Below are 22,745 nucleotides of genomic sequence, written 5' to 3'. Positions count from 1 at the left end.
AGCCGATCTACCGGAGGCTTCCCGGCAGACAGCTCGCGCTGCAAACACGCTTGAAGTCGACGTGGCGCCGCGCCACGAGTCGTACTCCAAGTCCAGTCATGAAGCTTATTGTGCCACGTCAACGGGGTCGTTCCGACCGCCCGTCGATATTTTCCGCACTTTTGAGGGAAATCCCCTGGATAGCCGACCCCATTTGTGACAGGTGTCATAGATCAGGTCGTTATGGACCCTGGACGGTTGACCTGTACCGCCCTAGAGGTTTCAAGGTTGAGTCATGACAACAGCAGACCTCGACGCCACCGCCGAAACCGCCGCAATCCACGCCGTCGTGGCCGCGGTCCAAGCCGCCCAGCGCGCCGAAGACTCCGACGCCTTCCTCGCCCTCTTCCACCCCGACGCCATCTGGACCACCGGAGGCGGCAAATTCCTCAATGGCCGCGACGAGATCTCGGAGTTCACCCGCGCGGTCCTGCCCGGCGCGACCAAGGACGGCTACGCCACCTATGAGCCGTTCTTCATCCGCTTCATCCGCCCCGACGTGGCCGCCGTCAAGGTTCGCCAGACGTACTTCAATCATGCTGGCGAAAAGCAAGCCGAAGGCTCGCCTCTCTACGGCATGACCAAGGAAGACGGCCGCTGGCAACTCACCTTCTGCCAGAACACTCCGGTTGTCGACCACTGACGAAGACCGCCGTGCGTGGGAGGTGACCGGTGCGTCCGGTCACTCCTGCGAGTGCGGGCGGATGGGCGGGCGCGTGCGGTGTGAGCTGGGCGACCGGTCACACTGGTGGGGTGACTTCGACCGCTTCGACTTCGACCAGTGCGACCGCTCCGATAGGCGACGATTCGCTCGTGCCGGTGCTGCGCGACTTCGGGGGTGGGGCGTTCGGGATCTATGTTCACGTGCCGTTCTGTGCTACTCGGTGTGGGTATTGCGACTTCAATACGTATACGGCCGGGGAACTGGGGACTTCTGCTTCGCCGCAGTCTTGGTTGGAGGCGCTGAAGGGGGAATTGGCTACTGCGGCTGAGCAATTCGCGGGATTCCCGAGTTCGACTCCGGCGGTGGAGACGGTGTTCGTGGGTGGGGGTACGCCCTCGCTGCTGGGTGGGGATGGGCTCGCGGAGGTGATGAGCGCGATCCGGGACAACTTCACGCTGGCTCCCGGGGCCGAGGTGACCACCGAGTCGAATCCGGAATCGACTTCGCCCGCATTCTTCGAGCGGCTGCTCGAGGGGGGATTCACGCGGGTTTCGCTGGGGATGCAGTCGGCGGCCGCGCATGTGTTGAAGGTGCTGGATCGGACGCATACGCCGGGGCGGGCCGTGGCGGCCGCGCAGGAGGCTCGGGCTGCCGGGTTCGAGCACGTCAATTTGGATTTGATCTATGGGACGCCGGGGGAGACCGACGCCGATCTGGATGCCAGTTTGGATGCTGTGCTCGCGGCGGGCGTCGATCATGTGTCCGCGTACTCGCTGATTGTCGAGGACGGCACCGCCCTTGCTCGGCGGGTGCGCCGAGGCGAGCTGCCCGCGCCGGATGATGACGTGCTGGCCGCTCGGTATGAGCGCATTGATTCTCGGTTGGAAGCGGCCGGGTTGAGTTGGTATGAGGTCTCCAACTGGGCCGCGAATGACAGTGCGCGGTGCCGTCACAATCTCGGTTACTGGGATGGCGGCGACTGGCTCGGTGCCGGTCCGGGCGCGCACAGTCATGTCGGCGGTGTGCGGTGGTGGAACGTCAAACATCCTGCGCGCTATGCGGATCGGGTCGCGTTGGGTGGGCTGCCTGCCGCTGGGTGGGAGGCGCTCACCGATGAGGAGCGCTACACCGAGCGGGTGATGCTGACCGCTCGGCTGCGCACGGGAATGCCGATGGCTGATCTTGATGCGAGTGGTCGAGTGGCTGCCGAGGGCGTGATCGCCGACGGTCTGGCCGAGCTTCGGGCCGACCACCTCGTGCTGACCGATCGCGGGCGGCTGCTCGCGGATGGTGTGGTTCGCACTCTGCTCACCTGAGCGACCGACTCGCTCGGCCCAGCTGACGCATCTGCGTCGATTCCGGTAAATCGGGTACGCGGCCAATGGTGGGGCCTACGCTCCAACGTATAGCCGAAACGAGCCGCCGCCGGGCGCTCAGGTCGTGAGGAATCGTCATGTTCGACGATGACATCGTCCCGTTCCAGGTCGATATTCCGCAGGCACAATTGAATGACCTGCGCAAACGTTTGAATGAAACACGCTGGCCCGCACAGGTTCCCGGAGTGGGCTGGAATCGTGGTGTGCCGCTGGACTATCTGCGAGAGCTGGCCGGGTACTGGGCCGAGCGCTTCGACTGGCGGAGCTGGGAGAAGCGGCTCAATGCCTATCCGCAGTACACCACCGTCATCGATGGTGCGCGAGTTCACTTCCTGCACATACGATCTCGCCGATCCGATGCGACACCGATGATCATGCTGCACGGCTGGCCGGGGTCCGTGCTCGAGTTCATCGACGTCATCGAACCGCTCACCGATCCGGAGGATGGCGGACCGGCCTTCCATCTGATCATTCCCTCGCATCCCAACTTCGGGTTCTCCGGACCCGCGCCGCATGCGGGCTGGGACAGCGATCGCACCGCCCGCGCCTATGTGGAACTCATGGTGCGGCTGGGCTATCCGCGATATGCCGTGCAGGGCGGCGACTTCGGCGCGTTCATCGGCCCGGATATGGCGCGCGTCGATACCGATCATGTGATCGGTGTGCACGTGAACGCCGCCACCATGGGCTTCATCCCGTACGGCCCCGTCCCCGACGAGGTCGCCGAAACCCTCACCGATCTGGAGCGATCCAAGCTCGACCTGCTGGCCGCCTTCCTCTCCGATGGCAGCGGCTACTTCCAGATCCAGGGCACCCGCCCGCACACCCTCGGCTTCTCGCTCGCCGATTCCCCCGCGGGCCAATTGGCTTGGATCGTGGAGAAATTCCACGACTGGACCGGCAACGAGGGTTCCTCGCTCGAGGACCGGGTGGACCGCGATCACATGCTCGCCGATATCTCGATCTACTGGTTCACCAATACCGGCAGCTCCTCGGCGCAGATGTACTACGAATCCCTGCACTCCAACAATCAGCCCATTCTGTCGAGCACCCCCACGGCGGTCGCGAACTTCCCCGCCGATCCGGCCATCCGCCGCTACGCCGAACAGCTCCACACCATCGTCCGCTGGACCGAATTCGACCGCGGCGGCCACTTCGCCGCCATGCAGACCCCCGACCTGCTGGTCGCCGATATTCGCGCCTTCTTCCACGAACTCGGCTGAGGCCGCCTGCGAAGACCGGTCGGGCGGCGCAGAATCGAGGCATGGCACTCGAATCGTTCATGGTTCAACTCGGCACGCCCGCACCGGAATTCACGCTGCCCTCGGTCGGCGGCGAGAAGGTGTCCCTCGACAGTTTCGGCGGCGAACCGGCGCTGCTGGTGATGTTCCTGTCCAATCACTGCCCGTATGTGCGGCACGTAGAGCGCGGGCTGGGCGCGGTCACGGCGGAACTGCGGTCGCAGGGTTTGGCCTCGCTCGCCATCTGTAGCAATGACATCGGCAACTATCCCGACGATGATGCCGAACATCTGCGGCAGCAGGCGCGGCGCGCCCGATTCGAATTCCCATATCTCATCGACGAATCCCAGGACGTCGCCCGCGCGTATCACGCGGCCTGCACCCCTGACCTGTTCCTGTATGACGCCGACCGCCGCCTCGCCTATCGCGGCGAATTCGATGCCGCCCGCCCCGGCAACGCCAAGCCGGTCGATGGCGCGACCCTGCGCGCCGCCTTCGAACTGGTGCTCGCCGGTCGCCCCGTCCCCGAACCGCACACTCCCAGCATCGGCTGCGGCATCAAGTGGAAGCCGGGTAGCGAACCGAGGTGACAAGCCGCCGTCGGGCAGGTGAAGCCGGGCGCGCAGGCAATTTGCCAACGGGCAACTAAACTGGGTCTCGGATATCCCGGGAATCCGCATGGTCACCGCTGTGCCGCAAACTCGGGATCGGCTACCTGAAGGCGAGCGAGGAGGTGGGGCCGATGTCGAGCACTGAGCAACGGCGGCTGGAGGTCCTGCGGGCGATCGTCGCGGACTACATCGCGACCAAAGAGCCGATCGGATCCAAAACTCTCGTGGAACGGCACAATCTGGGCGTCTCCAGTGCGACCGTCCGCAATGACATGGCGGTGCTGGAGGCCGAAGGCTATATCGCGCAGCCGCACACCAGCTCCGGGCGGATCCCGACCGATAAGGGCTACCGGCAGTTCGTCGATCACATCTCCGAGGTCAAGCCGCTGTCGAATGCGGAGCGGCGGGCCATCATGGACTTCCTGGAGAGCGGTGTCGACCTCGACGATGTGCTGCGCCGCGGCGTGCGGCTGCTGGCGCAGCTGACCCGGCAGGTCGCCATGGTGCAGTACCCGACGGTGTCGGCCTCGACCGTGCGGCATATCGAGGTGGTCGCGCTCAATCCCGCGCGGCTGCTGCTGGTCGTCATCACCGATACCGGCCGAGTCGATCAGCGCCTGGTCGATCTGGGCAATGTCGTCAATGAGGAAGACCTCTCGGTGCTGCGCGCCATGGTCGGCAAGGCCATGGAGGGTAAGCGGCTCGCCCTGGCTTCGGCCTCCGTCGCGGAACTGCCCGAGCATTCGCCCGCGCGGCTGCGGGATGTCCTCATCCGGGTGTCGACCGTGCTCGTGGAAACCCTCGTCGAGCATCCGGAGGAACGACTCGTGCTCGGCGGTACGGCGAATCTCACACGCAATGCCGCAGACTTTGCCGGGAACGGATTCCCCGGCTCCCTTCGTTCAGTCCTCGAAGCCCTGGAAGAGCAGGTCATCGTGCTGAAATTGCTGGCCGCATCGCAGCTTCCCGGCACCGTCACCGTCCAGATCGGGGAGGAAACGAAGGTCGAACAGATGCGTGGAACGGCGGTGGTTTCCACCGGCTACGGGATGCCCGGTACCGTTCTCGGAGGTATGGGGGTGCTGGGCCCGACCCGCATGGACTACCCGGGGACCATTGCCTCGGTGGCGGCGGTCGCCCGATACATCGGTGAGGTGCTCGCCGAACGGTGAGCAAGCGGCGAGACGAAACAGGACTAGAGAGCGCACGTGGCACGGGACTATTACGGACTGCTCGGCGTCGCACAGAACGCGACCGACCAGGAGATCAAGCGCGCCTATCGCAAGCTGGCGCGTGAACTGCATCCTGACGTGAACCCGGAACCGGAGGCGCAAGAGCGCTTCCGGGAGGTGTCGAGCGCCTATGAGGTGCTGTCGGATCCGGAGAAGCGGCGCATCGTCGACCTCGGCGGCGACCCGCTCGAATCCGGCGGCGGCCCGGGCGGCGGCTTCTCGGGTGCCGGGTTCGGCGGGCTCGGGGACGTGTTCGAGGCGTTCTTCGGCGGCATGAGCGGCGGCGGCAACCCCCGCAAGCCGCGCGGACGGGTGCAGCCCGGCGCGGACTCGCTGCTGCGCACCCGGCTGTCGCTGCAGGAGTGCGCGGTCGGCGTCACCAAGCATCTGACCGTCGACACCGCCATCCTCTGCGACCTCTGCCAGGGCGCGGGCACGAACGGCAACTCCAAGCCGGTCCGCTGCGAAACCTGCGGCGGCGCAGGCGAAGTGCAGACCGTGCAGCGTTCCTTCCTCGGCCAGGTCATGACCTCGCGGCCCTGCCCCACCTGCCGTGGCGCGGGCGAGACCATCCCCGATCCCTGCCGCAAGTGCGGTGGTGACGGCCGGGTGCGGTCGCGTCGCGAGATCGCCGCGCCGATTCCGGCCGGTGTGGCCAGCGGCATGCGGGTGCGCCTCGCGGCCCAGGGTGAGGTCGGCCCCGGCGGCGGCCCCGCCGGTGACCTCTACGTCGAGATCGTCGAACAACCGCACGACACCTTCGTGCGCGACGGCGACGACCTGCACTGCACCATCCGGGTGCCGATCGTGGATGCCGCCCTCGGCACCACCGTGGTCGTCGACACCATCCTCGACGGCCCGGTCGAGCTGAACATCCCCGCGGGCACCCAGCCCGGCGAGGTGGAGGTGCTGCGCGGCCACGGTATGCCCAAGCTGCGCGTCAACTCCCGCGGCGATCTGATCGCCCACCTGGACATCGTGATCCCGACCAAGCTGGACGCCAAGCAGACCGACCTGCTGCGCAAATACAAGACCCTGCGCGGCACCGAACGCACCGAAGTGCTCTCGGCCCAGTCCGAGCACAACAGTGGCCTGTTCGCCCGTCTGCGAGCCTCCTTCAGCGGACGCTGAGCACTTGGCCGCCACCGTCTTCTACCTCGACGACATCCCCGAACCGGGTGCGACCGCGGTCCTGGACGGCCCCGAGGGCCGTCACGCCGCCACCGTCCGCCGCACCCGGGTCGGAGAGCCCATCACCCTCTCCGACGGCCACGGGGTTCTCGCCGACTCGGAAGTGACAGCGGCCCAAAAGGACCGCCTCGAACTGAAGGTCCTCTCCCGCCGCCTCGCCGACCCGGTAACGCCGCAGGTGACGGTGGTCCAAGCCCTCCCCAAGAACGACCGCTCCGAACTCGCGATCGAACTCATGACGGAGGCGGGCGCGGACGCCATCGTCCCGTGGCAGGCCTCGCGCTGCGTAGCCAACTGGGAAGGCAAGGCCCGCAAGGGCGTCGACAAATGGATCGCCGCCGCTCGCCAAGCGGCCCGCCAATCCCGCCGCGCCTATATCCCGGATGTGGGCGAGTTGCACAGCACGCGTGACCTTCTCGACCTGGTCCGCACGGCGAAAGCCAACGGCGCGATCGTGGCGGCTCTGCACGAGTCGGGTGGCTCCCGCTTTACGGAACTCTCCTTCGATGGAGTCCCGGAAGTCGTTCTCATCGTCGGCCCCGAAGGCGGCCTCGACGATTCCGAACTGAAGTCCCTCGAAGAGGCGGGCGCGGAAATCGTCCTCCTCGGCCCGACGGTCCTGCGCACCTCCACCGCCGCAGCCGTCGCCCTGGGTGCCCTGGGCGCTCTCACCCCACGGTGGTAGCCACAGGGGGCATCTGCGCCGTCCGTGCGCGAGTTTCGGAGCGGTGCAGGTGTGTGACGAGTAATGCGGCCGCGCCAGCCAGGGTGGCGACGTAGGCGGCCAGGGCGGGCCAGCCGTGGGGGCCGTAGGCGATGCCGCCGAGCCAGCCCAGGACGGAACTGCCGAGGTAGTAGGCGAAGAGGTAGAGGGAAGAGGCGGCGGCTCGGTTGCCGGTGGCGGCTGCTCCGACCCAGCCGCTGGCGACCGAGTGGACGCCGAAGAAGCCTGCGGTCCAGAGCAATACGCCGATCAGGAGGGTGGGGAGGTAGTCGGGGACAGTGCAGGCGAGGCCGATGGCCATGGTCAGGAGCGAGACCGTCATTACCCGGATGCGGCCCACGCGGTCGGCCAAGCGGCCCGCGATCGTGGATGAGGCGGTGCCTGCCAGGTACATGACGAATACCGAACCTGCTGCGGCGGCGGACAATCCGAACGGTTCCGCGATGAGACGGAAGCCCAGGAAGTTGTAGATCGCGACGAAGCCGCCCATCAGGACGAAGGCCAGGCCGAACAGTGGTAGCAGGGTGCGGTTGCTCAGATGCCCGGCCAGATCGCTTGCCACCGAACGGATGTCGAGGGTGTGGGCGACGAATCGGCGTGAGGGCGGGAGGTAGCGGACGAACCAGATCGTGCACAGTGCGGCTGCCGTACCGACCACCGCGGCACCCCAGCGCCAGGAGGCGAATTCCAGGGTGAGCGCCGGAAGTAGCCGTCCCGCAAGGCCTCCCATGCTCGTGCCCGACACGTAGACGCCCATTGCCGCGCCGAGACCCTTGCCGCCGATCTCCTCGGCCAGATAGGCCATCGCCACCGCGGGGACGCCCGCCAGCGCCATCCCTTGCACTGCACGACCGACGAGCAGCACCTCCAGGTTCGGGCTGAAGGGCAGCAGCAGCCCGATCGCCGCGGATGTCAGGGCCGAGGTGATCATTACCCGGGTGCGGCCGAATCGTCCGGACAGCACGCTCACCGGAACGACTGTCAGCGCAAGCAATCCGGTGGTCAGGGAGACGGCCAGGGCCGCCTGCGCGGGGGTGGCTCCGAATTCCGTGGACAGTGCGGGCAGTAGGGCCTGCGCGCTGTACATCGAGGCGAAGGTGGTCAGCCCGGCCGCGAACAGGGCCAGTCTGATTCGTCGTTCATGTGCCGTCGTGTCGGCATGGACGCTCGCAATGCCGGGCGAGACGCCGGTGGCGTGGGCCGGGGTGGCTTCGATGGTCACCGGCTCAGCATGGGCGGGTATTACTTCCGAAAGGAAATGCATCATAATTGCCTTGTTCATGCAGCGACGGCATTAGCTGAGCTATCGGGCGGGAGGTCGGAGCGGATGAGTGACGGGCTTCACTGGTTCATCACCCTTGCCGAACTGGAACGGGTCGGCGCGGCCGCCGAGCGGCTGCATCTGACTCAGCCGACGTTGTCGCGCATGCTGGCCCGGCTGGAACGGCGGCTCGGGGTGCAGTTGTTCGACCGACATGGGAAACGGCTGGCCCTCAATGACTTCGGGCGCGTCTACTACGAGCACACGCGGCGGGCGCAGGCCGAACTCGATGCCGCCGCGCGCGAACTGGCCGATCTCGCGAATCCCGCCAAAGGTGTTGTGCGCCTGTCATTCCTGCACTCCTTCGGTGCTCGCATAGTGCCCGAGCTGATCGCGGGATTTCGTCGCGGATCCGGCCACATCACGTTCACCCTCACTCAGGAGGCGGCCGAATCGGTCGAGGCGAGAGTGCTCGACGGCGGCGCGGACCTGGGCCTGGTGTCGCCCAAACCCGCTGTCCCCGGCCTGGGCTGGCGCACCCTGCAGCGGCAGCGCCTGGCCTTGGCGGTTCCCGCGGATCACCGCCTCGCGGCCCGCCGCCAGATTCGCCTGGCCGAGGTCTCCGACGCGGACTTCATCGTCATGCATCCGGGTTTCGGGATGCGTCGCATCTTCGATGACCTCTGTGCCGCAGCCGATTTCCGCCCGCGCATCGCCTTCGAATCGAGCGACCTGGTCACCGTCGCGGGGTTGGTCGCGGCGGGTTTGGGAGTAGCCCTGCTCCACATGGACGAACCACCGGTTCGCGGCCCGGTGCCCGCTCCGGTGCTGGTCCCGCTGTCCGATCCGGGCGCGATTCGCGAGGTAGGCCTGATTTGGTCCGCCTCCGCGGTCCCCTCCGAGGCGGTCCGCCGCTTCCGCGACTTCGCCCTCGACCGTGCCCATTCCGCCCCGTGAGCGGTAACGCCCAGGCCGCGAGGGTGCGGCGGTCTCGCGTCACCCCTGCCGGTAGCGATCTATTCACTGGGCGGTGTCGGTGTGCGGCGTTAAACTTTCATCAACGAAGCACCGCTCGAGACCGGGAAGCAGGCTATAGCCACTTTTGAGAACACCAGGCGAAATCGGCGACCAGAACACACCCCTTGTCGGCATCGGAGCCGGTACAGATGGGTCCGGACCGGCGGGTCGGACCGTTCGTTCCAGTATCGAATTGGCACCCGAGTCGGTGTTCGGATTCCTGGGTTCGGCGGATGAGAACCTGCGTGAACTCGAGCGACTGCTCATTGCCGACATTCATGTGCGCGGCAATACCGTCACACTCACCGGCAAGCCCGCGGATGTCGCTCTCGCGGAACGCGTTGTGGCGCAACTGGTCGCATTGACGGCGCGCAATCGGGTGGTCAGCCCGGAGGCTGTGCGGCACACCTATTCGATGCTCACCGAGGGTTCCTCGGACTCCCCGGCGGAGGTGCTGAGCCTGGACATCCTGTCCCGGCGCGGCAAGACTATCCGGCCCAAGACGCTCAATCAGAAGCGCTATGTCGATGCCATCGACAAGCACACCATCGTGTTCGGCATCGGCCCGGCGGGTACCGGCAAGACGTATCTGGCCATGGCGAAGGCGGTGCAGGCCCTGCAGACCAAGCAGGTCACCCGCATCATCCTGACCCGTCCCGCCGTCGAGGCCGGTGAGCGGCTCGGCTTCCTGCCCGGCACGCTGAACGAGAAGATCGACCCGTATCTGCGTCCGCTCTACGACGCCCTGCACGACATGATGGATCCCGAGGCCATTCCCAAGCTCATGGCCGCGGGCGTCATCGAGGTCGCGCCGCTGGCGTACATGCGTGGCCGCAGCCTGAACGACGCGTTCATCATTCTCGACGAGGCGCAGAACACCACGGCCGAGCAGATGAAGATGTTCCTCACCCGCCTGGGTTTCGGCTCCAAGATGGTGGTGACCGGCGATGTCAGCCAGGTCGACCTGCCGTCCGGTGCGCGTTCGGGCCTGCGGGCGGCGACGGAGATCCTCACCGATATCGACGACATCAATATTTCCGAGCTCACCAGCGCGGATGTGGTGCGGCATCGGCTGGTCGGCGAGATCGTGGACGCCTACGACCGCTACGAGAACGACACCCGCCCGCAGGTGGCGGCGCACTATCCGGGCAACCGCGCGGAGCGGCGTGCCGCGAGCCGGACGGGGCGCCGCTGAACTCGGCCGATACCCTTAGCGCGTGAGTATCGAGATCGCGAACGAATCGGGTATTGAGGTATCCGAAGAAGAGCTGGTCAGTGTCGCGCGTTTCGCGATCGGCCAGATGGATGTGCACCCGGCGGCCGAGCTGTCGATGGTGCTCGTCGATCTCGACACCATGGCGGACCTGCACATGCGCTGGATGGACCTGCCGGGTCCGACCGACGTCATGTCCTTCCCCATGGATGAGCTGGAGCCGGGCGGGCGGCCCGATGCCGCCGAGCCCGGCCCCTCCATGCTCGGCGATATCGTGCTCTGCCCCGAGTTCGCGGCGCAGCAGGCCGAGAAGGCCGGCCACTCCATGGACCACGAGCTGGCTCTGCTGACCGTGCACGGCGTCCTGCACCTGCTCGGCTACGACCATGCCGAGCCGGAGGAGGAGAAGGAGATGTTCGCGCTCCAGGCCTCGCTGCTGGAGGGCTGGTACGAGAGCCTGCGCGAGGCGCAGCGGCGGGCCGAACTCGCCGAACGGGATCGGCGACTGCTGGGCAAGACAGGTTTCACCGAATCCGGTGATCCACTGGATCCGGCGTGAATTCGATAGTCCTACTACTTCTGGCGATTGTGCTGGTGCCCGCGGGCGGAGTTTTCGCGGCATTGGATTCGGCGCTGAACACCATTTCCCCGGCGCGTGTGGACGATATGGTGCGGGCCGACCGCACCGGCGCGGCACGGCTGGCGCGCATCATCGCCGACCGGCCGCGGTACGTGAATCTCATGGTGCTGCTGCGCCTTACGTGTGAGATCACCGCGACGGTGCTGCTGGCGGCCGTGCTCATGGACTGGCTCAGCGAGGGGCAGGCCCTGATCATCACCGCCGCGGTGATGGTGCTGGTGGACTACCTCGTGATCGGTGTCGGGCCGCGCACTTTGGGCCGTCAGCACGCGTATTCGCTGGCGCTGGGCGCCTCGTTGCCGCTGCAGGCGATCGGCACGCTGCTGGGTCCGATCAGCCGCCTGCTGATCCTGATCGGTAATGCGATCACCCCGGGTAAGGGATTTCGCAACGGCCCCTTCGCCTCCGAGATCGAGCTGCGTGAGGTCGTGGATCTCGCCGGTGAGCGCGGCGTGGTGGACGATGAGGAACGCCGCATGATCCAGTCGGTGTTCGAACTCGGCGAGACGGCCGCGCGCGCGGTCATGGTGCCGCGCACCGAGATGGTGTGGATCGAGGCGGATAAGACTGCGGCGCAAGCCATGTCGCTGGCGGTGCGGTCCGGGCATTCGCGAATTCCGGTGGTGGGGGAGAACGTCGATGACATTCTCGGCGTCGTCTACCTGAAAGACCTGGTGTCGTACGCGGATCGGAGCAAGAAGGTGCATGTGCGCGATGCCATGCGCCCGGCCGTGTTCATGCCCGACTCCAAGCCCCTCGATGCCCTGCTCGACGAAATGCAGCGCCGCCGCAACCATATGGCGGTGCTGGTGGACGAGTACGGCGGGATCGCCGGTCTGGTCACCATCGAGGATGTGCTGGAGGAGATCGTCGGTGAGATCGCCGACGAGTACGACAAGGACGAGATCGCCCCGGTCGAGGATATCGGGCACGGCAAATACCGTGTCTCGGCGCGACTTCCGGTCGAGGACCTCGGCGACCTGTTCGGCATCGAGATCGAGGAGGAGGACGTCGACACGGTCGGCGGCCTGCTCGCGCACGCGCTGGGGCGCGTGCCGCTGCCGGGCTCCAAGGCCGTGGTCCACGGTCTGCAATTGAAGGGGGAGGGCGGTGCCGACGCGCGTGGCCGGGTGCGGGTGCATACGGTCGTGGTGCGTCGGGCGTCCGACAAGACGAAAACCGAACCGGCGGAACATGAGCCGGGCAGCGGTGCATACGAGGATGGAGAGACCGATGACTGAACTGGATGCCGAGGACAATAAGCTGCTTGTCCTCGCGCGTGGGGCCATGGGCCGCACGGGTGGCAATGGCGGTGCGGCGGTGCGCGATACGGATGGACGCACCTACGCGGCCGGCGAGGTGGCTCTCGCCGCGCTGGAGCTGACCGCTTTGCAGGCCGCGGTGGCGGCCGCCATCTCCAGTGGCGCAGAGGGATTCGAGGCCGCCGTCGTGGTCGCGGGGCGTTTCTCCGATCTCGGTGTCTCGGCTGTTCGTGAAGTAACCGCTTCGGCGCGAATCGTTTTCGCCGATGCCAAGGGCGCCGTATTCGAGGTGCTCGACCCGCAGGTGGAGGGTGATCCCGCTACCCGCCCGGGTATTCCCGAGGGGTTCGATCTGGAAACCGAGTCGGAGGTATTCGAGTGAGCGGCAAGAATAATGGCGAATTCCGTTCGGGCTTCGTATGTTTCGTGGGACGGCCGAATACCGGCAAGTCCACGCTCACCAATGCGCTGGTGGGTCAGAAGATCGCCATCACCTCCTCGCGCCCGCAGACGACGCGGCACACCATTCGCGGCATCGTGCATCGTGAGCACACGCAGCTGATCCTGGTGGATACGCCCGGTCTGCACCGGCCGCGCACCTTGCTGGGGCAGCGGCTCAATGACCTGGTGCGCGATACCTATTCCGAGGTCGACGTCATCGCGATCTGCATTCCGGCGGACGAGAAGATCGGCCCCGGTGACCGCTGGATCGTGGAGCAGATTCGGACGATGGCTCCCAAGACCACCCTCCTGGGCGTGGTCACCAAGATCGACAAGGTGAGCCGCGACGCGATCGCGCATCAGCTCATGGCGGTGTCCGAGCTGCTCGGACCCGAGGCGGACATCGTGCCGGTTTCGGCCGTCAAGGGCGAGCAGGTCGAGACGCTGATCGATGTCATCGCCTCGAAAATGCCGGAGGGCCCGGCCTTCTACCCCGATGGCGAGCTGACCGACGAGCCCGAGGAAACCCTCATGGCCGAGCTCATTCGCGAGGCCGCGCTGGAGGGTGTGCGCGATGAGCTGCCGCACTCGCTCGCCGTCGTCATCGAGGAGGTGCTCGAGCGTTCCGAGGATGAGGAGCTCGAGGCCGGGATGAAGGACCCGAAGTCCGCGCGCGACATGCTCGACGTGCATGCCCTGCTCTATGTCGAACGGCCCAGTCAGAAGGCCATCATCATCGGCAAGGGCGGTGCCAGGCTCAAGGAGGTCGGCACGAATGCCCGCAAGCAGATCGAGCACATTCTGGGTGTGCGGATCTACCTGCACCTGCATGTGAAGGTGCTCAAGGACTGGCAGCGCGATCCGAAGCAGCTCGGCAAGCTCGGATTCTGACGCGCGGCTTCTGATAGTCGACTGAGAACCGTACAAAAGCGACACTTACCCGCGATCGGCCACGTTGAGATCAGTAGGACGGCCGCTCGGCCACCACGAAGGAGTTCGACATGAGCCTGATCGGATTACTGCTCGGATGGGCGCTGACGGTGCTCATCCTGGTGCTGCTGGCCCGCATGGTGCTGGATTGGATCGGCACCCTGAGCACCGACCCCGCCCCCTGGGTAGGCAAGGGCCGCGCCCTCACCTACCGCTGGACCGAACCCCTCCTGGCCCCGGTCCGCCGAGTCCTGCCGCCCATCCGTACGGGCGGTCTATCCATCGACTTGGCCTTCACAGTGGTCTTCATCCTCGCGTTGGTGCTGCGCAGCGTCTTCTTCGCCATGGCGGCATCCTGACCCTGCTCTCACCTGGCCCACGGAAATAGTTGAGGGCTATGGTGGGTTGACGAATGTGGGCCAGCTCACTGTTCGTCGCGGCCCCGGCCGGACCGCCTGAACCCTCCGGCCGCGCAACACCCAGCCGCAGCAGAACCCCGTCGGGGGCTGCTACGGCGGCCATCTATCGCCCCAGCCGCGCACGCCGCAGCTGGGGCGAAAGTATGTCGCCACCTCTGAGCCCCGGCCGCACATACCGCAGCTGGGGGAAGCATCGGCGACCTCTGGGCCCCAGCCGCGCACGCCGCAGCTGGGGCGAAAGTATGTCGCCACCTGTGACCCGAGTGCACGGCGGGTTCGATCAGGCGGGTTGGCTCCACCAGTCGGTGGGGCGGTGTGCTTGCCACTTCAGTTCGGATTCGAGTTGGGCGGCGACCGAGACCAGGAGGGGTTCGGAGTTGGCGGGGCCCATCAGTTGGGCGCCGACGGGGAGGCCGGTGGCGGTGAAACCTGCGGGGACATTGACAGCGGGCCAGCCCAGGACGTTCCAGGGCCAGGTGTAGGGGCAGGCGGCGGTGATGAGTTCGTCTGTGGCCCAGGAGCCTATGCCGTCGATTTCGTGGACGCCCGGGGGAGGGGTGGCGGTGGTGGGGGCCAGGACCAGGTCGAAATCATTGAACATGCGGCCGATTCGCATGCGCAGCAAGGGTTCTGCGCGGCGGGCGGCGAACAGCAATGGGGAGAGGATTCGGCCTACGAGGGCATTGTGGTCGGTGCGCGGGTCCACGACCGCGCCGGGGAAGCGCGCCATCGCTTCATGGATGCCGACCATGGAGCGCGGCAGGAAGGTCGCGCCCATCATGACGCCGTAGTGGACATCGGCGATGACCACCTCGTGGCCGAGACGGCGGAGGGTGTTCGCCATCGCGTGCACATTGGCTTCGACCTCGCGATCGAGCGCGGTCTTGGTGGCGGTGAAGGGGATTCGCAGTGACAGTGCGATGCGCAGCCGCCCGGGATCGCGGCCCACGGCATCGGAGACGCGCACTGCGGGCGGGGTGTGCAGATCGCCCTCGTGCGGTCCGGCGGCGGCATCGAGGAGCAGTGCGGCATCGGCGACGGTGCGGGCGAGCGGGCCGTTCACGGTGAGTCCGTGGAACGCCTCCGGTAGCGGCCAGGTGGAAATCCGCCCGCGCTGCGGCTTGATCCCGACCAGGTTGTTCCACGCCGCCGGGATGCGCACCGACCCTGCCCCATCGGAACCCAGTGCGGCAGGCACCAATCCGGCCGCGACCGCCGCCGCCGACCCACCCGACGAACCGCCGGGAGTATGCCCCTCACTCCACGGATTGCGGGTATGCCCGAACGCGTCACCGCTGGTGAACGGCAGCTGCCCGAGCTCACACGTATTGGTCTTCCCGACGATCACCGCACCGGATGCACGCAACCGCCGAACCGATTCCGCGTCTTCGGTTTTCGCGGGAAAGTCCCCACCGCATCCGAAAGCCGTAGGGCTACCGGCGATATCGGTGTCATCCTTGATGGCCAGCGGCACCCCGAGCAGCGGGGTCCGTTCTCCCGCAGCAAGTTTCCGGTCCGCCTCGGCGGCCTCGGCCAGCGCCGCCTCCCGCCGCACGACCCGAAACGCATTCAGCCGCCCCTGACTGCCCTCGATCCGATCGAGCACCGCCCCGGTCGCCTCCACCGAGGTGACCGCGCCCTTGGCCAGTGCCGCCGCCAGCTCCGCCAGCCCGAGTTCGCCAACCGACGCCATCGTCATGTGAATCCCGTCTCCCAGCCGTGAGCGAAAAACGTATCGCGATTCTGGTCACACGTCCAATGTCTGTCCAGCCCTCTCGATATGCTGAGGGCTACTGCAATCCCGGTGCTGTACAGACGGGCGATCGGATGCCGACCACCGGGAGTTCCCGACATCCGCGCCCGTACCAAACTTTCCGAGGCGATCGTGCAGCGCTTCGACCCGCCTCGACCCGCCTCGATCCAGCGCTTGGACGCACCCTGTCCGGGCGTCCCGGCGAGGCCGGGCTTGAACCAGGCGTGGCACCTCGTCGCGGGTCTCCGCGTACGACAAGCCCGCGAGTTTCCTAGCGCGGACGGCTGGCGCGAGATATCGGCGCGATCCCGCACACGCCCGGCGACTCGTCGCCGCTCGGTCGGTCTCGCGTGCGAGACTGTTGCGGTGCGTTTGTATCGGGATCACGCGGTTGTGCTGCGCCAGCACAAGCTGGGCGAGGCCGATCGCATTGTCACGCTATTGACTCGGCAGCACGGGCTGGTTCGGGCGGTCGCCAGGGGAGTGCGGCGGACGCGGTCCAAGTTCGGGGCGCGGTTGGAGCCGTTCGCTTATATCGATGTGCAGCTGCATCCGGGCCGCAATCTCGACACCGTTACCCAGGTGCACACCGTGGAGACCTTCGCCGCCGATATCGTCGCGGATTATGGCCGATACACCACCGCCTGCGCTGTGCTGGAGACCGCGGAACGCCTAGCCGGTGAGGAGCGTGCCCCCGCGCCCCGCCTGCATACCCTTACCGCGGGCGCGCTGCGGGCGATCGCGCTCGGCCAGCGGCCTCACGAACTGATCCTCGACGCATTCCTGCTGCGCGCCATGGGTTTCGCCGGTTGGGCTCCGGCCCTGGACGACTGCGCCCGCTGCGCCACTCCCGGCCCGCACCGCGCCTTCCATGTGGCCGCGGGTGGCGCGGTCTGCGTTCACTGTCGTCCCCCGGGCGCGGCCACCCCCTCCCTGGGCGTCCTAGAGCACATGAGCGCCCTCAACCGAGGGGATTGGTCCGGCATGCACGAGATCCCCGACCCGATGCGCCGCCAAGCCAGCGGCCTCATCGCCGCCCACCTCCAATGGCACCTCGAACGCCAACTCCGCACTCTCCCTTTGATCGAGCGCACCCGCCCCCACGAGTCCGCCGTCGCAGGCTGATCTCCTGAAGTGGTGAGGGAACACTGGTGGAGGAATTTGTCCGATTTCCCCACCACCAGAGCTCCCTCGGCGCTTCGGTGTGCGGGTTTTGGGGAGAGAGTGTGGGAATGCGGTGGGTGGCGTCGGGGGGTTGGGGGCGTCGGGCAGGATGGTGGGCGTGATCGGTAACCGCAAACCTTCGACGGCCCAGCGCTCGGTTCGGCCGCCTTCGCCGCATCCGTCGGGGGCGACGCCGCCGGCGATTCCGCTCGAGTTCGTGCCCAAGCATGTGGCGCTCGTGATGGATGGGAATGGGCGGTGGGCGCAGGAGCAGGGGCTGCCGCGGACCGCGGGGCATGAGCGCGGTGAGGCGGTGCTCATGGATACCGTCGAGGGCTGCATCGAGATCGGCGTGAAGTGGCTGTCGGCGTATGCGTTCTCGACCGAGAATTGGCGGCGCAGCCCGGATGAGGTGCGCTTCCTGATGGGCTTCAATCGCGATGTGATCCGCCGCCGCCGCGATGAGATGCACGAGATGGGTGTGCGGGTGCGCTGGGCCGGGCGGCGACCGCGCTTGTGGCGCAGCGTGATCAAGGAATTGGAGATCGCGGAGGAGCTCACCCAGGACAATACGGTGATGACGCTCACCATGTGTGTCAACTACGGTGGCCGCGCCGAGATCGCCGATGCGGCAAGGGAAATCGCGCGTCGCGTGGCCGCAGGGGAGATCGACCCGGAGAAAGTCACCGAGGCGACCGTGGCCAAGTACCTGGACGAGCCGGACATGCCCGATGTGGATCTGTTCCTGCGCCCGTCTGGTGAGTTCCGCACCTCGAACTTCCTCATGTGGCAGTCCGCGTACGCCGAATTCGTGTTCCAGGAAACGCTTTTCCCCGATTTCGACCGCCGCAACCTGTGGGATGCCTGCCTCGAATACGCCAAGCGCGACCGTCGATTCGGTGCGGTGAAATGAGCGACCTGACCTCCGCCGAGGAACTCCAGGCCCGCGCCGGTGCCTGCCTGACGCGCTATGACGTGGCCGTCCGAGTCGAGGACACCGGCCTCGGCTTCGAATTCGACGGGGCGCTCTGCTCGCTCCGTGCCGTGAATCTCGCCCCCGGCCTGGATGTTCTGACCTTGACCTGCGTTCTGGCCTGGGACCGCCCGATGAAGCCGCAGCTCCACAAGCGGGTGGCCGAACGCAATGCCGCCCTCCAGTTCGGCTCCATCACCGTCATCAACCAGGACAAGCTGGCCGATGTGATGCTCCGCTACACCTTCCCGGCCGCGGGCCTGGACGACGAGGCTCTCGCGACCATGCTTCTGCTGGTCCTGTCCGGTGCGGGTCGCGCCCGCCAGGGCTTGCTGCCCTGACTCGCATTCAGCTGAATCCTGCTGTGGGCCTTGCTCATCGCGGGATTCAGCGCGCCGCCAGGGCTTGTTGCCCTCGTCGGTGCCGCATCAGCCGGGGGCGACGGCGGTGTGGCGGAAGGTCGGGAAGAGCTGTTCGACTCCGTGAGTGAGGGTTTCGGGGTCGACGTCGCCCATGATCAGGTATTGCAGGATGAAGCCGGGGAGCAAGCCCAGCAGAGTCTTGGCGACGGCGTCGGTATCGGCATCCGGTGGGAGCCAGCCGATGTCGACCATGCGGCGGGTGTAGTCGAACCAGAGTTTGCGGACGCCCGCCATATTGGTGCGGACGTAGTCGGCGATATTGGGGTCGGTGAGGGCGAGCGACCAGGCTTGCGGGATGAGGCGGACGGCTCCGCCCGGGGTGCTGAGCCGGACCACGGCCTCCGCGACGGTGTGCATGAGTTCCGGGGGAGTGGGGAGGGGGTCGCTGTAGACGGCCTCGCTCATGGCGGCGTGCAGGTCGACGGTGGCCTCGGTGGTGAGGGCCGCGATGAGGTGGTCCTTGCTCTTGAAGTAGCGGTAGACGGCGCCTGCGGACAGGCCTGATTCGGCGAAGACGTCCTGCATGGTGGTGGTGTGAAGGCCCTTGCGGGCGAAGCACGTTTGCGCAGCGTCGAGGATCTGCTGCCTGCGGCGTTCCAGGTGTTCCTCGCTGACTCTTGGCATGACCTCAAAGTAAAACGAATATCCGTTCTTGACTAGCTGACAGCTCGATGTCAGGGTTGTCCCCAACAAAAAGAACGAACCTTCGCTTTTCTCGCAGCGTAAGGATCACTCCCGAAACGCAGTGCGCCCCTTGCGGTCATCGCAAGGGGCGCACTGATTTTCGCCGGGGGGTGTCAGGCCTTGCCGTTGGCGCAGGCCCGGCAGGTGCCGAAGATCTCCATGGTGTGGCTGATCTCGGTGAATCCGTGCTCTGCCGCGATGGCGTCGGCCCAGGCTTCCACGGTCGGTCCTTCGACCTCGACGGTTCGTCCGCAGTGGCGGCACACCAGGTGATGGTGGTGGCCGGAGGAGCACTGGCGGTACACGGATTCGCCTGAGTCCGTGCGTAATACGTCGACCAGGCCCGCGTCGGCGAGGGATTGCAGGGTGCGGTAGACCGTGGTCAGCCCGATCCCCTCACCCCGTTTGCGAAGCTCGTCGTGCAGTTCCTGCGCGGAGCGGAATTCGTCGATATCGGCGAGCAGGGCCGCGATGGCGCTGCGCTGTCTGGTGCTGCGCACCCCGACCGTCTTCTCGGTTGTTCCCACCGTCACCCCTCCTCGGCATGCGCCACGGCGTCGATGACGATGTGCGCCAGATGTTCGTCCACGAGTTCATAGATCACTTCGCGGCCGGTGCGCTCGCCCCGCACCACGCCCGCGGATTTGAGGATGCGCAGGTGCTGGCTGATCAGCGGTTGCGTCACCCCGAGGGTGTCGACCAGTTCGTGCACGCAGCGCGGCGATTCGCGCAGTTGCAGCACAATGGCGATGCGTACCGGCGCCGCGAGGGCGCGCAGTAGCTCCCCGGCGGAATCGAGAATGGTGCGCGACGGCACCGCGGGTGGCAGGGGCGACCGGTACGGGTACGGGTCGTGGGGGATCGCGGTCGGGGCCTCCGTCGCGACATGGGAGCGCCGCAGTGGTGCACCACTGTCCGTGGTCATCGAACCAACTCCTTATTGGAAACCGATGCCATTTTTGTATGCATAGTTGCGCATGTCAAATGTGGCGCGTCTCAACTCTCGAAACTCTCAGGGGTTCCACCCCCGAACCCCCTGCTATCCGCCGTGTCCGCCGCCTCGGCAGCGGGCACGGTGAGTGCAGTCACTCGCGGGCAGGTCCGGGTGAAAATCCGCTCGCCAGGTACCGATAGTCTTGAGGTCAATCCTTGTTATCTTCCGGACCGGATGGAGAAATCTTCAGTGGCACCCAAGTCGAAGGTGGACACCGTCGCCAACCTCGCCAAGCGTCGGGGTCTCGTGTACCCGAGCGGTGAGATCTACGGCGGCACCAAGTCGGCGTGGGATTACGGCCCGCTGGGAGTCGAGCTCAAGGAGAACATCAAGCGGCAGTGGTGGCGGTCCATGGTCACCAGCCGTGACGATGTGGTCGGCCTGGACTCCTCGATCATCCTGCCGCGTCAGGTGTGGGTGGCCTCGGGTCACGTCGCGGTATTCAACGATCCGCTGGTGGAGTGCCTGAATTGCCATAAGCGGCACCGGCAGGACCACCTGCAGGAGGCGTACGCCGAGAAGCACAAGATCGATGACCCGGACACGGTCGCCATGGAACTGATCGGCTGCCCGGATTGCGGCACCCTCGGCAAGTGGACCGAACCGCGCGACTTCAACATGATGCTGAAGACCTACCTCGGCCCGGTCGAGTCCGAAGACGGCATGCACTACCTGCGCCCGGAGACCGCGCAGGGCATCTTCGTGAACTACAAGAACGTCGAGACCACCGCGCGCAAGAAGCCGCCGTTCGGCATCGCCCAGATCGGCAAGAGCTTCCGCAACGAGATCACGCCGGGCAACTTCATCTTCCGTACTCGTGAGTTCGAGCAGATGGAGATGGAGTTCTTCGTCAAGCCGGGCGAGGACGAGCAGTGGCACCAGTACTGGATCGACACCCGTCTGGCCTGGTACACGGACCTCGGCATCGATCCGGAGAACCTGCGGCTGTTCGAGCACCCGAAAGAGAAGCTCTCGCACTACTCCACCCGCACGGTGGATATCGAGTACCGCTTCCGCTTCGCCGGCAGCGAGTGGGGCGAGTTGGAGGGTCTGGCCAACCGCACCGACTTCGACCTGAAGACTCATTCCGAGCATTCGGGACAGGATCTGAGCTTCTTCGACCAGACCACGGGCGAGCGTTTCACCCCGTATGTGATCGAGCCGGCGGCCGGTCTGACCCGTTCGCTGATGGCGTTCCTGGTGGATGCCTACAACGAGGACGAGGCCCCGAACGCCAAGGGCGTGCTGGAGAAGCGCACCGTGCTGAAGCTGGATCGCCGTCTGGCCCCGGTCAAGGCCGCCGTTCTGCCGCTGTCGCGCAATGCGGATCTGTCGCCGAAGGCGAAGGATCTGGCCGCGCAGCTGCGGAAGAACTGGAATGTCGAATTCGATGATTCCGGCGCTATCGGCCGCCGTTACCGCCGTCAGGACGAGATCGGCACCCCGTTCTGCATCACGGTGGACTTCGACACGCTGGAAGATCACGCCGTTACGGTGCGGGAACGCGACTCCATGGCTCAGGAGCGGATCGCGCTTGATCAGGTAGAGGGCTACCTGGCCGCGCGCCTCATCGGCGCCTGACACACGCCATCCAGGAAAGACCGGTCAATGCCTGACCGGTCTTTTCTTTTATTCCGTGCCCCTGAAATTTGGGGCGCTGCTCAGTAATTCGGGTATCGCACTACTCATGTTAACGGCCCATGACCGGCGCACTATTAAATAAGTGTATGGGCAACGGCGCCTTCTGCCGCTGTGCTCGATCTGCCGAGGTGAAGTCATGAGCGAGCGTGTTATCGGCCCCCGCTCGGGGCTGCAATGGGTCTCATTGGGGGACACCGGTTCTTCCTGCCCGGCCGCAAAGTCCACGGTAGCGGCCTTTCGATCTTGGGCAGAATCCTTTCTGACCCAACCCAGTGATGAACTGGGCCGAGACGGGCCCGTGTGCCCGTATGTAAGGCCGTCGATGCGACGGGATCTGCTCTGGCTTGCGCAGGTCCCCGCCGTGGAACCGCGGCCGGTGTGGGTGCGCGCCATCATCAACGACGCACTGGAGATGTATCCCGAACTGCCTACGGGGAACGGCAGTTCCACCTCCGTGTTGCGCGCACTCATCACCGTGTTCCCGAATTTGAAGGATTATACGCTGATCGACGAGATCCATAGAGAATTCAAGACCAAATTCGTTGAGAGCGGGTGGATGCTCGGGCAATTCTATCCGGGCTGTGATCAACCGGGCTTGTGGAACAAGGAATTTCGGCCATTGGACGCGCCTATGCCGATGCTGGTGGTGCGAAGCATGATGACGACCGACTTCCCATTCTTGCTCGATAAGCCGGAATGGATGGATTCGTACGTGCGCAAGTTCGCGCCGATGCTTCCGGCGCATGTGCGATCAGTCATGGTGGGGCGCTTGACGGCTCGGCCGGACAGCTGGGTTCCGGCATATGAGGAGCAATCCGACGAGTCATGCTCGACCGGTAGCCGGTGACCAGCC

Annotated in this window: 25 protein-coding genes; 19 read left to right on the top strand and 6 right to left on the bottom strand. The window is 66.1% G+C overall.

Going from position 1 to position 22,745, the window contains the following annotated elements:
- Positions 1–7: 7 nt before the first annotated feature.
- Positions 8–100, bottom strand: a complete 93-nt coding sequence (locus AB0N05_RS15285; RefSeq protein ID WP_354835468.1) for an Ms4527A family Cys-rich leader peptide — start codon at positions 98–100, stop codon at positions 8–10.
- A gap of 174 nt (positions 101–274) precedes the next feature.
- On the opposite strand from AB0N05_RS15285, the gene AB0N05_RS15280 reads away from it, so the two are divergent.
- From AB0N05_RS15280 to AB0N05_RS15250, 7 genes are all read left to right on the top strand, one after another.
- Positions 275–682, top strand: coding sequence for an SgcJ/EcaC family oxidoreductase (locus AB0N05_RS15280; protein ID WP_364693236.1), 408 nt, complete (start codon positions 275–277; stop codon positions 680–682).
- Positions 683–834: 152 nt separating this feature from the next.
- Positions 835–2,019 (top strand): radical SAM family heme chaperone HemW, encoded by a 1,185-nt coding sequence (gene hemW / locus AB0N05_RS15275; RefSeq protein ID WP_364694598.1) that lies wholly within the window; start codon positions 835–837, stop codon positions 2,017–2,019.
- Between the two features lie 137 nt (positions 2,020–2,156).
- A complete protein-coding gene (locus AB0N05_RS15270) occupies positions 2,157–3,302 on the top strand; it encodes an epoxide hydrolase family protein (RefSeq protein ID WP_364693233.1) in 1,146 nt (381 codons plus the stop codon).
- Positions 3,303–3,343: 41 nt separating this feature from the next.
- Positions 3,344–3,910: a thioredoxin family protein gene (locus AB0N05_RS15265; RefSeq protein ID WP_364693230.1), complete on the top strand. Its 567-nt coding sequence runs from the start codon at positions 3,344–3,346 to the stop codon at positions 3,908–3,910.
- 152 nt (positions 3,911–4,062) lie between these two features.
- Positions 4,063–5,103, top strand: a complete 1,041-nt coding sequence (gene hrcA / locus AB0N05_RS15260) for a heat-inducible transcriptional repressor HrcA (protein WP_364693228.1) — start codon at positions 4,063–4,065, stop codon at positions 5,101–5,103.
- 36 nt (positions 5,104–5,139) lie between these two features.
- The gene (dnaJ, locus tag AB0N05_RS15255; RefSeq protein ID WP_364693225.1) at positions 5,140–6,294 is read left to right on the top strand and encodes a molecular chaperone DnaJ; all 1,155 of its coding nucleotides are present in this window, start codon (positions 5,140–5,142) and stop codon (positions 6,292–6,294) included.
- Between the two features lie 4 nt (positions 6,295–6,298).
- Positions 6,299–7,039, top strand: coding sequence for a 16S rRNA (uracil(1498)-N(3))-methyltransferase (locus tag AB0N05_RS15250; protein WP_364693222.1), 741 nt, complete (start codon positions 6,299–6,301; stop codon positions 7,037–7,039).
- Here the strand turns inward: AB0N05_RS15250 and AB0N05_RS15245 are convergent.
- The gene (locus AB0N05_RS15245) at positions 7,023–8,300 is read right to left on the bottom strand and encodes an MFS transporter (RefSeq protein ID WP_364693219.1); all 1,278 of its coding nucleotides are present in this window, start codon (positions 8,298–8,300) and stop codon (positions 7,023–7,025) included. The two genes, AB0N05_RS15250 and AB0N05_RS15245, sit on opposite strands and share 17 nt — an antisense overlap.
- A gap of 105 nt (positions 8,301–8,405) precedes the next feature.
- On the opposite strand from AB0N05_RS15245, the gene AB0N05_RS15240 reads away from it, so the two are divergent.
- The 7 genes from AB0N05_RS15240 (at position 8,406) to AB0N05_RS15210 (ending at position 14,201) form a co-directional block, all read left to right on the top strand.
- Positions 8,406–9,296 carry a LysR family transcriptional regulator gene (locus AB0N05_RS15240; RefSeq protein ID WP_364693216.1) on the top strand — a complete coding sequence of 297 codons (891 nt, stop codon included), beginning with the start codon at positions 8,406–8,408 and terminating at the stop codon, positions 9,294–9,296.
- Positions 9,297–9,489: 193 nt separating this feature from the next.
- The gene (locus tag AB0N05_RS15235) at positions 9,490–10,551 is read left to right on the top strand and encodes a PhoH family protein (protein WP_364694595.1); all 1,062 of its coding nucleotides are present in this window, start codon (positions 9,490–9,492) and stop codon (positions 10,549–10,551) included.
- Positions 10,552–10,573: 22 nt separating this feature from the next.
- Positions 10,574–11,128 carry an rRNA maturation RNase YbeY gene (gene ybeY / locus AB0N05_RS15230; RefSeq protein WP_364693213.1) on the top strand — a complete coding sequence of 185 codons (555 nt, stop codon included), beginning with the start codon at positions 10,574–10,576 and terminating at the stop codon, positions 11,126–11,128.
- On the top strand, positions 11,125–12,450 hold the full coding sequence (locus AB0N05_RS15225) for a hemolysin family protein (protein WP_364693210.1): 1,326 nt from the start codon (positions 11,125–11,127) through the stop codon (positions 12,448–12,450). The genes ybeY and AB0N05_RS15225 overlap by 4 nt, the downstream gene beginning before the upstream one ends.
- Positions 12,443–12,853, top strand: coding sequence for a cytidine deaminase (locus AB0N05_RS15220; RefSeq protein WP_364693207.1), 411 nt, complete (start codon positions 12,443–12,445; stop codon positions 12,851–12,853). The genes AB0N05_RS15225 and AB0N05_RS15220 overlap by 8 nt, the downstream gene beginning before the upstream one ends.
- Positions 12,850–13,803, top strand: a complete 954-nt coding sequence (era, locus tag AB0N05_RS15215; RefSeq protein WP_364693204.1) for a GTPase Era — start codon at positions 12,850–12,852, stop codon at positions 13,801–13,803. Before AB0N05_RS15220 ends, era begins: the two co-directional genes overlap by 4 nt.
- A 110-nt stretch (positions 13,804–13,913) precedes the next feature.
- On the top strand, positions 13,914–14,201 hold the full coding sequence (locus tag AB0N05_RS15210) for a YggT family protein (protein ID WP_364693201.1): 288 nt from the start codon (positions 13,914–13,916) through the stop codon (positions 14,199–14,201).
- Positions 14,202–14,541: 340 nt separating this feature from the next.
- Here AB0N05_RS15210 and AB0N05_RS15205 read toward each other — a convergent pair whose 3' ends face one another.
- The gene (locus tag AB0N05_RS15205; protein WP_364693198.1) at positions 14,542–15,960 is read right to left on the bottom strand and encodes an amidase; all 1,419 of its coding nucleotides are present in this window, start codon (positions 15,958–15,960) and stop codon (positions 14,542–14,544) included.
- Between the two features lie 420 nt (positions 15,961–16,380).
- Between AB0N05_RS15205 and recO the strand changes: the two genes are divergently transcribed.
- The 3 genes from recO to AB0N05_RS15190 all read left to right on the top strand — a co-directional run bounded on the left by recO (position 16,381) and on the right by AB0N05_RS15190 (position 18,492).
- Positions 16,381–17,139: a DNA repair protein RecO gene (gene recO / locus AB0N05_RS15200; protein ID WP_364693195.1), complete on the top strand. Its 759-nt coding sequence runs from the start codon at positions 16,381–16,383 to the stop codon at positions 17,137–17,139.
- 148 nt (positions 17,140–17,287) lie between these two features.
- A complete protein-coding gene (locus AB0N05_RS15195) occupies positions 17,288–18,091 on the top strand; it encodes an isoprenyl transferase (protein ID WP_364694592.1) in 804 nt (267 codons plus the stop codon).
- Entirely contained in the window at positions 18,088–18,492 is a 405-nt protein-coding gene (locus AB0N05_RS15190) for a hypothetical protein (protein WP_364693192.1), read from the top strand. The genes AB0N05_RS15195 and AB0N05_RS15190 overlap by 4 nt, the downstream gene beginning before the upstream one ends.
- Before the next feature lie 87 nt (positions 18,493–18,579).
- Here AB0N05_RS15190 and AB0N05_RS15185 read toward each other — a convergent pair whose 3' ends face one another.
- The 3 genes from AB0N05_RS15185 to AB0N05_RS15175 all read right to left on the bottom strand — a co-directional run bounded on the left by AB0N05_RS15185 (position 18,580) and on the right by AB0N05_RS15175 (position 20,182).
- Positions 18,580–19,197, bottom strand: coding sequence for a TetR/AcrR family transcriptional regulator (locus AB0N05_RS15185; RefSeq protein WP_364693189.1), 618 nt, complete (start codon positions 19,195–19,197; stop codon positions 18,580–18,582).
- A 173-nt stretch (positions 19,198–19,370) separates the two neighbouring features.
- Positions 19,371–19,784: a Fur family transcriptional regulator gene (locus tag AB0N05_RS15180; RefSeq protein ID WP_364693186.1), complete on the bottom strand. Its 414-nt coding sequence runs from the start codon at positions 19,782–19,784 to the stop codon at positions 19,371–19,373.
- A gap of 2 nt (positions 19,785–19,786) precedes the next feature.
- Complete coding sequence (locus AB0N05_RS15175; protein ID WP_364693184.1) at positions 19,787–20,182, bottom strand: metalloregulator ArsR/SmtB family transcription factor; 396 nt, start codon at positions 20,180–20,182, stop codon at positions 19,787–19,789.
- Between the two features lie 258 nt (positions 20,183–20,440).
- On the opposite strand from AB0N05_RS15175, the gene AB0N05_RS15170 reads away from it, so the two are divergent.
- Both AB0N05_RS15170 and AB0N05_RS15165 read left to right on the top strand, forming a co-directional pair.
- The gene (locus AB0N05_RS15170) at positions 20,441–21,832 is read left to right on the top strand and encodes a glycine--tRNA ligase (RefSeq protein ID WP_364693181.1); all 1,392 of its coding nucleotides are present in this window, start codon (positions 20,441–20,443) and stop codon (positions 21,830–21,832) included.
- 196 nt (positions 21,833–22,028) lie between these two features.
- Entirely contained in the window at positions 22,029–22,739 is a 711-nt protein-coding gene (locus AB0N05_RS15165; protein ID WP_364693178.1) for a DUF6875 domain-containing protein, read from the top strand.
- The last annotated feature ends 6 nt before the right edge of the window (positions 22,740–22,745 follow it).

Source organism: Nocardia sp. NPDC051030 (assembly GCF_040683015.1).
GTDB lineage: Bacteria > Actinomycetota > Actinomycetes > Mycobacteriales > Mycobacteriaceae > Nocardia.
The sequence above is the reverse complement of the archived record's forward strand: the minus strand, read 5'-3'. Positions and strand labels throughout refer to the sequence as shown.